Annotated in this window: 12 protein-coding genes and 1 pseudogene; 7 read left to right on the top strand and 6 right to left on the bottom strand. The window is 52.2% G+C overall.

All coding sequences use genetic code 11. From position 1 onward, the window contains the following. Window positions 1-460: 460 nt before the first annotated feature. Both ACH0VJ_RS17310 and ACH0VJ_RS17305 read left to right on the top strand, forming a co-directional pair. Window positions 461-814: pseudogene (locus tag ACH0VJ_RS17310) on the top strand (tyrosine-type recombinase/integrase); the annotation flags it as partial. A gap of 161 nt (window positions 815-975) precedes the next feature. After that, window positions 976-1173, top strand: coding sequence for a hypothetical protein (locus ACH0VJ_RS17305; RefSeq protein WP_001117984.1), 198 nt, complete (start codon window positions 976-978; stop codon window positions 1171-1173). Between the two features lie 212 nt (window positions 1174-1385). Here the strand turns inward: ACH0VJ_RS17305 and clpA are convergent, their stop codons facing one another. The 3 genes from clpA to ACH0VJ_RS17290 all read right to left on the bottom strand — a co-directional run bounded on the left by clpA (window position 1386) and on the right by ACH0VJ_RS17290 (window position 4186). Continuing rightward, window positions 1386-3662 (bottom strand): ATP-dependent Clp protease ATP-binding subunit ClpA, encoded by a 2277-nt coding sequence (gene clpA / locus ACH0VJ_RS17300; RefSeq protein WP_000934064.1) that lies wholly within the window; start codon window positions 3660-3662, stop codon window positions 1386-1388. A gap of 30 nt (window positions 3663-3692) precedes the next feature. Further along, a complete protein-coding gene (clpS, locus tag ACH0VJ_RS17295) occupies window positions 3693-4013 on the bottom strand; it encodes an ATP-dependent Clp protease adapter ClpS (RefSeq protein WP_000520787.1) in 321 nt (106 codons plus the stop codon). Window positions 4014-4108: 95 nt separating this feature from the next. Further along, on the bottom strand, window positions 4109-4186 hold the full coding sequence (locus ACH0VJ_RS17290) for a hypothetical protein (protein ID WP_212742690.1): 78 nt from the start codon (window positions 4184-4186) through the stop codon (window positions 4109-4111). 150 nt (window positions 4187-4336) lie between these two features. On the opposite strand from ACH0VJ_RS17290, the gene cspD reads away from it, so the two are divergent. Next, complete coding sequence (cspD, locus tag ACH0VJ_RS17285; RefSeq protein ID WP_000447499.1) at window positions 4337-4558, top strand: cold shock-like protein CspD; 222 nt, start codon at window positions 4337-4339, stop codon at window positions 4556-4558. Window positions 4559-4687: 129 nt separating this feature from the next. On the opposite strand, the gene macB is transcribed toward cspD, so the two are convergent. Continuing rightward, window positions 4688-6634 (bottom strand): macrolide ABC transporter ATP-binding protein/permease MacB, encoded by a 1947-nt coding sequence (macB, locus tag ACH0VJ_RS17280; RefSeq protein WP_000125873.1) that lies wholly within the window; start codon window positions 6632-6634, stop codon window positions 4688-4690. After that, window positions 6631-7749, bottom strand: a complete 1119-nt coding sequence (gene macA / locus ACH0VJ_RS17275; protein WP_001201751.1) for a macrolide transporter subunit MacA — start codon at window positions 7747-7749, stop codon at window positions 6631-6633. Before macA ends, macB begins: the two co-directional genes overlap by 4 nt. Before the next feature lie 145 nt (window positions 7750-7894). Here macA and ACH0VJ_RS17270 point away from each other — a divergent pair, with 145 nt between their 5' ends. Further along, window positions 7895-8845 carry a VirK/YbjX family protein gene (locus tag ACH0VJ_RS17270; protein WP_001537300.1) on the top strand — a complete coding sequence of 317 codons (951 nt, stop codon included), beginning with the start codon at window positions 7895-7897 and terminating at the stop codon, window positions 8843-8845. Here the strand turns inward: ACH0VJ_RS17270 and ACH0VJ_RS17265 are convergent. Beyond that, the gene (locus ACH0VJ_RS17265; RefSeq protein WP_000599770.1) at window positions 8842-10500 is read right to left on the bottom strand and encodes an ATP-dependent endonuclease; all 1659 of its coding nucleotides are present in this window, start codon (window positions 10498-10500) and stop codon (window positions 8842-8844) included. The two genes, ACH0VJ_RS17270 and ACH0VJ_RS17265, sit on opposite strands and share 4 nt — an antisense overlap. 201 nt (window positions 10501-10701) lie before the next feature. On the opposite strand from ACH0VJ_RS17265, the gene ACH0VJ_RS17260 reads away from it, so the two are divergent. From ACH0VJ_RS17260 to hcr, 3 genes are all read left to right on the top strand, one after another. Next, a complete protein-coding gene (locus ACH0VJ_RS17260; RefSeq protein WP_000491118.1) occupies window positions 10702-11601 on the top strand; it encodes a lysine exporter LysO family protein in 900 nt (299 codons plus the stop codon). Between the two features lie 143 nt (window positions 11602-11744). Further along, window positions 11745-13397, top strand: coding sequence for a hydroxylamine reductase (hcp, locus tag ACH0VJ_RS17255; protein WP_000458785.1), 1653 nt, complete (start codon window positions 11745-11747; stop codon window positions 13395-13397). 11 nt (window positions 13398-13408) lie between these two features. Then, window positions 13409-14377, top strand: a complete 969-nt coding sequence (hcr, locus tag ACH0VJ_RS17250; RefSeq protein ID WP_023196439.1) for an NADH oxidoreductase — start codon at window positions 13409-13411, stop codon at window positions 14375-14377. Window positions 14378-14472 lie beyond the last annotated feature (95 nt).

Raw genomic sequence — 14472 nt, 5'->3', positions numbered from 1 at the left:
AGTAAAAGAGTCCGTGGCAATTTATAACCATGAACGGCCACACCTGGCCCTGAAATACAAAACGCCCGATGATGTTCATCAGGCGTTTTACAGACAAAAAACTGTCAACCTATATCAGGACTAGTCAATAAAGCCACCCTACAGGGGGGATGAGAACACCCGACCGGGGTTCGACAACTGGCGCAGCCAGTTGGACAGACGACGAGCCTGCGAGGAGACTGCCCGAAGGGGCGAGCAAAGCGAGTCAATCCCCCCCTCACCGCCATATTCAAGAAAGAGCTCGTACGAAAGTACGGGCTTTTGTATCTAAACTTCTTGTTTTTACTGTAATTTTCCTGATGAAAGGTTTGTTTTTGGACCTTTGGTTGCTACACCAAACTTACTATAGATTGTGTAAAACAGCCCTACTTCCCTACCTGAAACGCTTTAGAAAAGTTTGCATAAGTATCTCTCGGTAGTAAAAAAGCACCGAGTTCCTCTGTCTGATGCTGCTGTTGATTTGTTAAAAGATTTACCACGATTAAAAGATAACAATCATGTATTCCCTGCCCCTCGCGCTGAAACACTTTCTGATATGTCGTTATTGGGTGTATTGAAACGAATGGGATATATCGACTTAACGCAACATGGCTTCCGTTCTACTTTCCGTGAGTGGGCTGGTGAAGCAACGGATTATCAACGTGAGGTTATTGAACATGCGTTGGCGCACCAGTTGGCAGATAAGGCTGAAGCAGCGTATCAGCGTGGGACGTTATGGCCTAAACGGGTGGCGTTGATGGATGATTGGACGGGGTATAGCACTGCCAACAGCTAAGCTACCTGTACGAAAGCATTATCGTTGATAACAACGTAGAAAGTGTGATGCTAATAGCATTCGCTTTCGAAAATGTGATAAGTAATAATTTCATACTGAACTATTTCTTATATAATTATTATCATAATTTGCAAATTACATAACCCACTCAAGGAGAGGTTATGCCCGGACTGATAGGCTACTGGAAGCAACTTCCCACCAAAGATGAATATATTAAAAAACACAATATGAGCAAAATATCCTGCTACAGTTGTGGTCACGAGAAATTCAGCGATGTTGGTTTGATACAGGTATGGGATAATCACAGAAGAATTCTTTGTGCTAAGTGTAAGACTACTCTTTTCAGAGAAGAGGATTAGTTTTTTTGGCATTGGTAACAGCGGCTTCAGCATCCCTTTTCACGCAGCGGGTCGGGCTTTTTTTTCGCATTTGACCCGTCGATTACCGGATGATGACGCAATTTACAAGCGCCTTGTCCGCCTACCGCGAGCACAACGCCATCAGGCTAACTATTAGCCGGCGTAAAAAAACCGGGCGCTAAGGCCCGGTTTGTACGGCAGTGAAACGAAGATTAATGCGCGGCTTCCGGCTTGTGCTTTTGCGCACTCTGGAAGCCATACGTCAACGCATTTTTCTCTTTATCCAGCGCGACGGTGACCTGTCCGCCATCAACCAGCGATCCAAACAGCAACTCATTGGCCAGCGGTTTTTTCAGGTTATCCTGAATCACACGCGCCATCGGTCGTGCGCCCATCGCCCGGTCATAGCCCTTTTCCGCCAGCCAGTCGCGCGCTTCCTGACTGACTTCCAGAGAGACGCCTTTCTGATCCAACTGAGCCTGCAACTCGACGATAAACTTATCGACAACCTGATGAATCACCTCGCCAGACAGATGATCGAACCAAATAATGTTGTCGAGACGGTTACGGAACTCCGGCGTAAACACTTTCTTGATCTCGCCCATCGCATCGGTACTGTTGTCCTGATGAATAAGACCAATAGATTTACGTTCGGTTTCTCGCACGCCGGCGTTGGTGGTCATCACCAGCACCACGTTGCGGAAATCCGCCTTACGGCCGTTGTTATCGGTCAGCGTACCGTTATCCATCACCTGCAGCAGCAGGTTAAAGACATCCGGGTGCGCTTTTTCGATCTCATCCAGCAACAGCACCGCATGAGGATGCTTAATCACCGCATCCGTCAGCAGCCCGCCCTGGTCGAAACCGACGTATCCCGGAGGTGCGCCGATCAAACGGCTCACCGTATGACGCTCCATATATTCAGACATATCGAAGCGCAACAGCTCAATACCCAGCGCTTTTGAAAGCTGTACCGTAACTTCAGTTTTCCCTACGCCAGTTGGCCCGGCGAACAAGAATGAGCCGACAGGTTTATGCTCATGGCCCAGACCCGCACGACTCATCTTAATAGCTTCGGTCAGCGCCTCAATCGCGTTATCCTGGCCGAAGACCAGCATTTTCAGACGATCGCCCAGGTTCTTCAGCGTATCGCGATCGCTTTGCGAGACGCTCTTTTCAGGAATTCGCGCAATTCGCGCCACTACGGACTCAATATCCGCCACGTTGACCGTTTTCTTACGTTTGCTCACCGGCATCAGACGCGCCCGAGCGCCCGCTTCGTCAATCACGTCAATGGCTTTATCCGGCAGATGGCGGTCATTGATATATTTTACCGCCAGCTCGACCGCCGCACGCACCGCTTTCGCGGTATAACGCACGTCGTGGTGCGCTTCGTACTTAGGTTTCAAGCCGTTGATAATTTGCACCGTCTCTTCCACCGAAGGCTCGGTAATATCAATTTTCTGGAAACGGCGTGCTAATGCGCGGTCTTTCTCAAAAATATTGCTGAATTCCTGATAGGTCGTTGAGCCGATCACCCGGATCTTGCCGCTGGAAAGCAGCGGTTTAATCAGATTTGCCGCATCCACCTGTCCGCCCGACGCCGCGCCAGCGCCGATAATGGTATGGATTTCATCGATAAACAGGATGCTGTTGGTATCCTGCTCAAGCTGTTTCAGCAACGCCTTAAACCGTTTTTCAAAATCGCCACGGTATTTGGTGCCCGCCAGCAGCGAACCGATATCCAGAGAGTAAATGGTGCAATCGGCCATCACTTCCGGCACATCGCCCTGCACGATACGCCAGGCCAGCCCTTCGGCAATCGCCGTTTTGCCAACACCGGATTCCCCTACCAGCAACGGGTTATTTTTACGGCGACGACACAAGACCTGGATCGCGCGTTCCAGTTCTTTTTCACGACCAATCAGCGGATCGATGCCGCCCACGCGAGCAAGTTGGTTAAGATTCGTCGTGAAGTTTTCCATACGTTCCTCCCCGCCAGCTTGTTCGTCGCCAGTTGGCTGATTGCCGAGATCGGAAGATTGGCTCGGTTCGTCTTTTCGCGTCCCGTGAGAAATAAAGTTCACGATATCCAGACGGCTCACTTCATGCTTACGCAGCAGATAAGCCGCCTGTGATTCCTGTTCGCTAAAGATAGCCACCAGCACATTCGCGCCAGTCACTTCACTACGCCCGGAAGACTGAACGTGGAAGACGGCACGTTGCAGGACACGCTGGAAACTTAACGTCGGCTGCGTATCACGCTCTTCTTCACTGGCAGGCAGTACGGGTGTGGTTTGTTCAATGAAGGCTTCGAGTTCCTGACGGAGCGCCACCAGATCCACGGAGCATGCTTCCAGCGCTTCGCGAGCCGATGGGTTGCTGAGCAGCGCCAGCAACAGATGCTCGACGGTCATAAACTCATGACGGTGCTCGCGCGCTCTGGCGAAAGCCATGTTTAAACTGAGTTCCAGTTCTTGATTGAGCATAGGCACCTCCCCCAATTTTTATACCTGCATTCAGGCTTTTTCCAGCGTACACAGCAACGGATGCTCGTTCTCCCTTGCATACTTGTTCACCATCGCCACTTTGGTTTCCGCCACCTCGGCGGTGAACACGCCGCAGATGGCTTTGCCTTGATAGTGAACTGCAAGCATCAATTGCGTTGCACGTTCTACATCATAAGAAAAGAATTTTTGTAACACGTCAATAACAAACTCCATCGGAGTGTAATCATCATTGACTAATATCACTTTATACATAGATGGCGGTTTTAGCGCGTCGCACACGCTATCTTCCACCAACTGGTCAAAATCCAGCCAATCGTTCGTCTTACCCATTGTCAGTCGTCATTATCGGTTACGGTTGTCGGCAGGAAAATCTGCCGCTGACCAGAGTCTATGCACACAATCAATCTACCTCAATTGATAGATAACTAACATCTATCAGTACCATCCGCGACATCTGTCACATTCCCGGCAATAGCGTTAACTGCTTCAAATTTTTGATTCATTTTTACCCGATCCCCCCTGCCTGATGCTTGACGCCTCGCCTGATTTCTCTAAATTGTAATGTCGAGAGTTGGTGAGGTTTTGAACAGCCCCCACTCCGTCACCGGTTCATTCCATCTTACTTATATAAGATTTACGAAGGATGTCGAAGCATGGAAACGGGTACTGTAAAGTGGTTCAACAATGCCAAAGGGTTTGGTTTCATCTGCCCTGAAGGCGGCGGCGAGGATATTTTCGCCCATTATTCCACCATTCAAATGGATGGTTACAGAACGCTTAAAGCCGGACAGTCTGTCCGGTTTGATGTCCACCAGGGGCCAAAAGGCAATCACGCCAGCGTCATCGTGCCCATCGAAGCAGAGGCCGTTGCATAGCTCCTCTGTCTCATTGTGTACATCCAGGAGGCAAAATGCCAGCCCGATCGGCTGGCATTTTTATTTAACGCCAGTGCCTGATAGCGACACTGTTGCATCTTATCAGGCCGACAAATGACGTCAGCGAGATTACTCCCTTGCCAGCGCATCCACCGGGTCCAGTCGCGCCGCGTTTCTCGCCGGTAGCCAGCCAAACAGTATCCCGGTAAACGTCGAACATAAAAACGCGCTCGCCAGCGCAGTCAGTGAAAAACCGATCTCCCAGCCGGGCAGGAAAAGCTGTAGCATAAATGCGATGAACATCGACAAGCTAATCCCCAGCGCTCCCCCAACCAGGCAAACCAGCACCGCTTCAATAAGAAACTGCTGTAGCACATCGCTGGCGCGCGCGCCTACCGCCATACGGATGCCGATTTCACGCGTTCGCTCGGTGACGGAAACCAGCATAATATTCATAACGCCAATGCCGCCGACAACCAGCGAAATGACGGCCACCAGCGTCAGAAATAACTGAAGAGTATAGGTGGTTTTTTCAGCCGTTTTCAGAACGCTGTCCATATTCCAGGTGAAGAAGTCTTTTTTACCGTGGCGTAAGGTGAGCAGGCGGGTAAGCTGCTGTTCAGCCTGATCGCTATCAACGCCATCTTTCACACGAACGGTGATCGAGTTAAGCCATGACTGACCCATTATGCGATCTGACATCGTGCTATAGGGCAACCAAACTTGCAACAGATTGCTATTGCCGTACATGGACGGTTTCTCTTCCGCCACGCCAATAACAATAACCGGCATATTACCCACCAGCACCACTTCCCCTACGACATTCGCTTTATTTGGAAATAGCTGGCGTCGCGTGTTGGCATCCAGCACCACCACCTGCGCGCGATCCTGTTGCTGTACAGCATTGAAGGTGTTCCCCTCCCTAAAGGACATGCCGTAAACGTTAAAATAATCGCCACTGACGCCATTAGCATTTACGGCAATATCAATATTGCCATAGCGAAGACGTAAGCTCTTTGAAACGCTGGGCGTCGCAGAGTTAACCCACGGCTGTTTCTGAATAGCGACCAGATCGTCATATTTCAGCGCCTGTCGATACTGCGGATTGTCGTCGCCAAAATCTTTGCCTGGATGAATATCAATCGTGTTAGTGCCCATAGCGCGGATATCCGCCAGTACCATCTGTTTTGCGGCGTCGCCGACCACCACAATCGACACCACCGACGCAATACCGATAATAATTCCCAGCATGGTCAGTAAAGTACGCATTTTGTTAGCGGCCATCGCTAACCACGCCATTGACAGCGCTTCGCGAAAGCTGCTGGCAAATTGCCGCCAGCCGGGAGCCGTATTAACTACGGCAGCGTCAACGCCCTGTTCGCGTTTCTTTTCCTCCGCGGGCGGATTATGGACAATCTTGCCATCGTGAATTTCAATAATCCGCTCCGCCTGGGCGGCAATCAGCGGATCGTGCGTCACAATGATCACCGTATGTCCGCGATCGCGCAGTTGGCGCAAAATCGCCATCACCTCTTCGCCGGAATGGCTATCCAGCGCGCCGGTCGGCTCATCTGCCAGAATCACCTGTCCACCGTTCATCAGAGCGCGGGCAATACTGACACGCTGCTGCTGTCCGCCAGAAAGCTGTGAAGGTGGGTAATCGACGCGATCGCTTAATCCCAGCCGCAAAAGCAACTCTCTGGCGCGCGCCTGGCGTTTTTTGCGTTCAATGCCGGCGTAGACGGCGGGGATTTCAACATTTTGCGCTGCCGTTAAATGCGACAACAGATGGTAGCGCTGAAAGATAAAGCCAAAATGCTCACGCCGCAGCTGCGCCAGCGCGTCCGGGTCCAGCGTCGAGACGTCACGCCCCGCCACCCGATAAGTGCCGCTGGTCGGTTTATCCAGGCACCCGAGGATATTCATCAGCGTTGATTTTCCAGAACCGGAAACGCCGACGATCGCCACCATCTCCCCGGCGTGGATTTGCAGGGAGATATCTTTCAACACCGCCACCTGCTCTTCTCCGGAGGGGTAGCTACGACTCACATTGCACAGTTCAAGCAATGCCGTCATGGCGTCGCTCCTGGCCTGCTTTCGCCGATGATCACCTCATCGCCCGCTTCCAGACCTTTAACCACTTCCACGTCTGTATCGTTACGCTCGCCAATGACCACTTCGCGCTCACGTTTTTCGCCGTTACGCAACAGCGCCACTTTATAACGATTGCCGCCCACCGGTTCGCCAAGCGCGGCGAGAGGAATAATCAGCACATTTTTGACATCCATGAGTTGAATATAAACCTGTGCGGTCATATCAAGACGCAAGATTCTTTTGGGATTCGGCACTTCAAACCGGGCGTAATAAAAAATAGCGTCGTTGATCTTTTCCGGCGTCGGCAGAATATCTTTTAAAACGCCTTCATAGCGCGTTTGCGGATCGCCTGCAATGGTGAACCATGCTTTCTGCCCCGCCCGAAGATGGATCACGTCCGCTTCCGAGACCTGCGCTTTTACCAGCATGGTGCTCATATCCGCCAGCGTCAGAATATTGGGCGCCTGCTGAGCTGCAATCACCGTTTGTCCTTGCAGGGTAGTGATTTGCGTCACTTCCCCCGCCATGGGGGCGACAATACGGGTATATTCCAGGTTGGTTTTCGCGGTGTCCAACGAGGCCCGATTACGTTTGATCTGGGCATCTATGGTGCCAATACGCGCCTGTTTAACCGCCATCTCCGTCGCCGCGGTATCCAGATCCTGTTGCGATACCGCCTGAGTCTTAGCTAACTGCTGCTGGCGCGCCAGCGTAACCCGCGCCAGCTTTAACTCAGCGGCTGCCTGCTGACGCTCCGCGTTCAGCTCCATCAGGGTGGCCTCGACCTCTTTTATCTGGTTCTCCGCCTGATCTGGGTCAATCACGCCGAGTAGCTGATCTTTTTTAACGTTATCGCCAATGGAGACCAGCAGCGTTTTCAACTGGCCGCTCACCTGCGCGCCGACATCCACTTTACGCAACGCGTCCAGTTTTCCAGTCGCCAGTACACTCTGTTCAAGATCGCCTGGCCGCACGATTAATGTCTGATAAGTTGGCAGCGGGGCATTTATCATTCGCCAGCCAGCCATCCCCCCCACTAAAAGAATTAAAATAATGACCAGATAACGCTTTTTAAATTTCTTTCCTTTAGCACGCATAGAAACCCTGACGGCAAAATTTTAACCAGAAAGTAAACCGTATCTAAACAAACCTGACGCAATAAAGATAGCGCCGGCTGTATTGACGATTGGTTAATGTTTCCTGTGGTTCAATCTCGACAATCTTATGTCGCGGATTACGATCATGACACAGCTTACAGATAATACCTGGTACACTTCAGATTACATCTCTCCTTTACAATTATTTATTCGTCTGACGCGCGGGCAATTACAGCCAGGAAAATTCTGGCGTAAAGCCAGCTTTCGTCGCAAGTTTTTAATCCGCTCATTAGTCATGCCGCGTGCGACCAGCCAATTACTGACCAATCTCACCCAATGGCCGGAGTTAAATACGTTACTTGCTCGTCAGCCGCGTTTGCCTATTCGGCTACATCGTCCTTATATGGCTGTAAATATTAAACGCGATTTCGCCTTAGATGCGCTGTGTTTTCATTATCAACAGATGCGCCAACTTTTATCGCGGGAACAACAAGTTAGCTATTTAAGTCAGTATGGCCTGAATCTTGCTAAATTTGAAACTAAAACCGGCGAGTTGTTTCAACTTGATTTAGTCAGTCTGGTCTCACTGGATAAAGAAGGTGAAAGCACTATTGTTGTTCGCGACGCACAGTTACGTATTCTGGCAGAGATCACATTTACTCTGTGTCGCTTTAACCAACAACGCACACTATTTATCGGCGGATTACAGGGCGCGGCAAACGACGTCCCTCACGAAATTATCCAGCAGGCGACCAAAGCCTGCCATGGTCTTTTTCCCAAACGCATCGTGATGGAGGCTCTCTGTCAGTTTGCGCAAGTCTTTCAGGCAGAAAAGATTATAGCCGTGAGTAACGATGCGCACGTTTACCGTAGCTGGCGATACATGGATAAAAAGACGCAAATGCATGCCGACTATGACGCGTTTTGGGAATCGTTAGGCGGTGAAAGAATTAAAGGAAATTACTATGCGCTGCCGCTGGCGATCGCCCGAAAAAGCGAAGCGGAGATCGCCAGTAAAAAACGGGCCGAGTATCGCCGCCGCTATGCGTTACTCGATAGCGTCGTCGAACAGGTTCCGGCCACATTCAAACGTTAATCCGCCCGGCCCCGCGCCAGCCAAACCACGCGCGAGAACATCTTTCTGAACAGCGGCGGCACGGCGTCAATTCCCCGCCGCCCGGCTTCCATCGCGACTTCAATCGCCAAATCCGGCTTTGACGAGCGGTGGATAGCTTTAGTGATAATTTTCCGGGTATTCATCGGCACATTAGGCGGAAGCTGCGCAACCCGGTGAAAAACATCGGCAAAGCCCTGACGATACATAAAATGTTCCATATCCAGCGCAGGCAGCGCCGTGAGATGTTCGCGTTCTTCTTCCCGATCGTTATTAAGCAGACTGCGGACCGTCGCGGCATATTTTTTCCCCGCTTCGTCGCCATCCACCAGGACATGCCACTCGATTCCCATACGGCGGGCGAACTTCACCAGCGGTTTCAGGCCAGACTGAGCAAACTCAATGACTTTAATGCCCTCCGCATCAAAATGATGTCCACACTGACGCGCCAGCTCATTAATAACCCAGGTTTCCGTCTCGCCTTCCACCAGTAGCCAGCAACGCGCAAACAGCGACGATGCGCGATTAAAGCGGATATGAAAGGCGATGCGCCGTCCATCTTCCGCGCTTAACCCGCCCGGGCCCAGACGCCAGGCGGCGACGCGGGAAGATTCACGCACCAACCGTACGACATGCTCCACCGGCGTTAGCGAGAGCAATTCGCCTGAGTTGGTTGTCGCTATCCGCTGTAGCGGTAACAGATTGAGCAATTGCCAGGCGACTGAAAGCATAATGGGATGTAAACGGGTTTCCGGATCTTCCACCAGCAGTAATGGTCGCGCGTCTTTATGTAACCGCAGCGTCCCTTTCGCCTGTAACAGCGTGGAGAAAAGCCCCAGCAGGATCACCCGATGCGACCGGCTGCCCGGTTTGTCGATCATCCGATTAATAATATCCAGATAGCGCCAGCTACGCTGCTCATTTTGCGAACGCCGGCGCATGAGTCGGTGACGCGCCTGTCCTGCGCCCTGCTCTGAGAAATAGTGCTCAAGCAGTTGCACCATCGCGGACAGTCCCTGACGAATCTGCCCGTCGGTTAAATTTTGCGGCCGGGTCGCCAGCTCACGCGCCAGAAAATCCAGCTGTCGGGCCGTGACTTCAACATCCGGCACATTGGGCACCGTACCGTTGCGAATACGTCGCATAAAGCGCGCATCGCGCAAACGTAGCACTGGCATCAGACGAACCAGGTGGCGCACCTGATCGTTAATATTTTCCACCGGCAATGGCTGCCCATCGCTATTGAGAAAACTGCGCAGCGTCATCACGCTACCATCGGCGCCGCATTCGCCCTCTAGCCGATAAAAAATACGGTGAAAATCATCCTCGCAAGGCGACCAGCATGCTTCCAGCGCTCGATAACGACGTACCCGATGCCGCCCTGGCTGCGTTTCGCGAAAAGTCAGAATAATATGCAGGTGATGCTCGCGTCCTTTTATGTCGCCAGGCGGGAACCAGAAATCCTCACGGACAAAATGGTAAAGATCGAGTTCCGGCGACAATAACAGAGTCAGCGCATCCAGCAGGCTGGATTTTCCCCAGGCGTTTTCCCCAATCAGCACGTTGTTTTGCTCCAGCATCAACGACAGTCGGTTGATACCGCGAAATCCTACTATTTCAACGCGTTCGAGAATCATGCTTCCTCCAGAAAAACGTCATCACTCCATTAAATTCACCGCAGTATAACGGCAAATGCGTCCGCCTGGCGTGATATTCCCCCCCTTTGCCTGGGGCAAATGTCTGATAAATGTACGGCTGACGGTGTCGCTTTACTGATAGTCTGGAATTCGGTAGTGTCATGTACGCTATTCAAACAATAAAAAAGGGCCCGGCTGTTCATGTTTTCAGGACTTTTAATCATTCTGGTTCCACTGATTGTGGGCTATCTCATTCCACTGCGACATAAAGCCGCATTACAACTCATTAACCGGCTACTGAGCTGGATCGTGTATCTTATTCTCTTTTTTATGGGAATAAGCCTGGCGTTTTTGGATAACCTCGCCAGTAATCTGGTGGCGATTTTTCATTATTCCGCCGTCAGTATTACGATTATTTTATTGTGTAATATCGCCGCCTTATTGTGGCTGGAACGTATCCTCCCGTGGCGTCACCATCATCAGCAGGAAAAACTGCCTTCGCGTATTGCCATGGCGCTGGAGTCGCTACAACTGTGCGGCGTAGTGGTATTGGGGTTTGTTATCGGCCTGAGCGGACTCTCTGTTTTACAGCACGCCACCGAAGCCAGTGAATATACGCTGATCTTTTTATTGTTCCTGGTAGGGATTCAGCTACGAAATAGCGGCATGACCTTAAAGCAAATTGTGCTTAACCGTCGGGGAATGATGGTCGCGGTCGTTGTCGTGGCAAGCTCATTACTGGGCGGCGTGATTAATGCGTTTATCCTGGACTTACCGCTCAAAACCGCCCTGGCGATGGCGTCAGGTTTCGGCTGGTACTCTCTTTCCGGTATTTTGCTGACGGAGTCGTTTGGACCGGTTATCGGCAGCGCGGCATTTTTTAACGATCTGGCCCGCGAGCTCTTAGCCATTATGCTTATTCCCGGTCTGGTTCGCCGCAGCCGTTCAACGGCATTGGGCCTGTGCGGAGCGACCTCAATGGACTTTACGTTGCCGGTATTACAGCGCTCCGGCGGCGTAGAGATTGTTCCGGCGGCTATCGTACATGGCTTTATCCTCAGCCTGCTGGTCCCCCTCTTAATGGCGTTCTTCTCGGCCTGATACCTCTTTGGCGGTAGGCATCTGCCGCCAAAATTGCGCTAAATCAATCTCCTTGCACATTATGGCAGAAATCCCTTTTATCCCTTTGTTCACAGGCATAATCTTAAACATGTATATTAAATATAACTTTAAAAGGTGTGACCATGTTTTGTGTGCAATGTGAACAAACCATCCGTACACCAGCCGGAAACGGCTGCTCCTACGCGCAGGGAATGTGCGGTAAAACGGCTGAAACGTCCGATCTGCAGGATCTGCTGATTGCGGCTTTGCAAGGTTTGTCTGCCTGGGCGGTGAAGGCCCGTGAATATGGCATCATTAATCACGACGTTGATAACTTTGCGCCGCGCGCGTTTTTCTCCACGCTGACCAACGTTAACTTCGACTCTCCGCGTATCGTCGGCTACGCCCGTGAAGCGATTGCCTTGCGTGAAGCGTTGAAAGCGCAGTGCCTGAGCGTAGATGCCAATGCGCATTGCGACAATCCGATGGCCGATCTGCAACTGGTTAGCGACGATCTGGGCGAACTGCAACGTCAGGCGGCGGAATTTACCCCGAATAAAGACAAAGCCGCCATTGGCGAGAATATCCTCGGCCTGCGCCTGCTGTGCCTGTACGGTCTGAAAGGCGCGGCGGCGTACATGGAACATGCGCACGTTCTCGGTCAATACGACAACGACATTTACGCGCAGTACCACAAAATCATGGCCTGGCTCGGCACCTGGCCTGCTGATATGAACGCGCTGCTGGAGTGCGCAATGGAAATCGGCCAGATGAACTTCAAAGTGATGAGCATTCTGGATGCCGGTGAAACCACCAAATACGGTCACCCAACGCCGACTCAGGTCAACGTCAAAGCGACTGAAGGCAAGTGCATTCTGATCTCCGGTCACGATCTGAAAGATCTCTACAACCTGCTGGAACAGACCGAAGGCACCGGCGTTAACGTCTATACTCACGGTGAAATGCTGCCCGCACATGGCTATCCGGAACTGCGTAAATTCAAGCATCTGGTCGGTAACTACGGCAGCGGCTGGCAGAATCAGCAGGTCGAGTTCGCCCGCTTCCCTGGCCCAATCGTGATGACTTCTAACTGCATTATCGACCCGACCGTGGGCAGCTATGACGACCGTATCTGGACCCGTAGCATCGTCGGCTGGCCGGGCGTTAGCCATCTTGAAGGCGATGACTTCGGGCCGGTCATTGCCCAGGCGCAGCAGATGGCGGGCTTCCCGTATAGCGAAATTCCGCATCTCATCACCGTCGGTTTTGGCCGTCAGACCCTGCTCGGCGCTGCCGATACGCTCATCGATCTGGTCAGTCGTGAAAAACTGCGCCACATCTTCCTGGTCGGCGGCTGTGACGGCGCGCGCGGCGAGCGTAACTACTTTACCGATTTCGCCACCAGCGTACCGGATGACTGCCTGATCCTGACCCTGGCGTGCGGTAAATACCGTTTCAACAAACTGGAGTTCGGCGACATCGAAGGGCTGCCGCGTCTGGTCGATGCCGGTCAGTGTAACGATGCTTACTCCGCGATTATCCTGGCGGTGACGCTGGCGGAAAAACTGGGCTGCGGCGTCAACGATCTGCCGCTATCGCTGGTGCTCTCCTGGTTTGAGCAGAAAGCGATCGTGATTCTGCTGACGCTGCTGTCATTAGGCGTGAAAAATATTGTCACCGGGCCGACCGCGCCGGGCTTCTTCACGCCGGATCTGCTGGCTATCCTCAACGAGAAGTTCGGTCTGCGCTCCGTGACTACCGTTGAAGAAGACATGAAGCAATTACTGAGCGCGTAAGGAGGTCAATGATGACGATGCCAACCTCACAATGTCCCTGGCGAATGCAGGTGCATCACATCCATCAGGAGACGCCGGATGTATGGACAATTGCGCTATTATGCCATGACTACTACCCTTACCGCGCCGGGCAGTATGCGCTGGTGAGCGTGCGTAATTCAGCGGAAACGCTGCGCGCCTACACCCTTTCGTCTACGCCGGGCGTCAGTGAATATATCACGCTGACCGTTCGTCGGATTGACGATGGCACGGGTTCACAGTGGTTGACCCATGACATCAAGCGCGGCGATTACATCTGGCTGTCTGATGCAATGGGCGATTTTACCTGTGACGATAAAACAGAAGATAAATTTCTGCTGCTCGCCGCCGGTTGTGGCGTAACGCCAATCATGTCGATGCGTCGCTGGCTGGCGAAATACCGCCCGCAGGCCGACGTGCAGGTCATCTTTAACGTCCGTTCGCCGGATGATGTGATTTTTGCCGACGAGTGGCGACAGTATCCGGTCACGCTAGTGGCGGAAAATCATGCCACGGAAGGTTTTGTCGCGGGCCGTCTGACCACGGAATTGTTACAGAGCGTACCGGATTTGGCATCGCGCACCATCATGACCTGCGGCCCGGCGCCCTATATGGATTTCGTCGAACAGGGAGTGAAAGCGCTTGGCGTAACGCGCTTCTTTAAAGAGAAGTTCTTCACGCCGGTGGCGGAAACGGCAACCAGCGGCCTGAAATTCACCAAGCTACAGCCAGCGCAGGAATTTTATGCCCCGATCGGTACGACGCTGCTGGAGGCGCTGGAGAGTAATAAAGTACCGGTTGCCGCTGCCTGTCGGGCAGGTGTTTGCGGCTGCTGTAAAACCAAAGTCGTTTCCGGCGACTATACGGTGAGCAGCACCATGACGCTGAGCGAGGCGGAGATTGCCGAAGGTTACGTACTGGCCTGCTCCTGCCATCCGCAGGGCGATCTTGTTCTCGCATAATCGGTAAACGTTCCATTGTAGGCCCGGTAAGCGTTAGCGCCACCGGGCGATTTACCACTCGCTTCATCCTTTCGCCCCTCTCTCCGCCAAAGAAA

Origin of the sequence: Salmonella sp. 2020_1459 (genome assembly GCF_043847915.1) — a bacterium.
Lineage (GTDB): Bacteria > Pseudomonadota > Gammaproteobacteria > Enterobacterales > Enterobacteriaceae > Salmonella > Salmonella enterica.
This window is presented reverse-complemented; position numbering and strand designations above follow the sequence as displayed.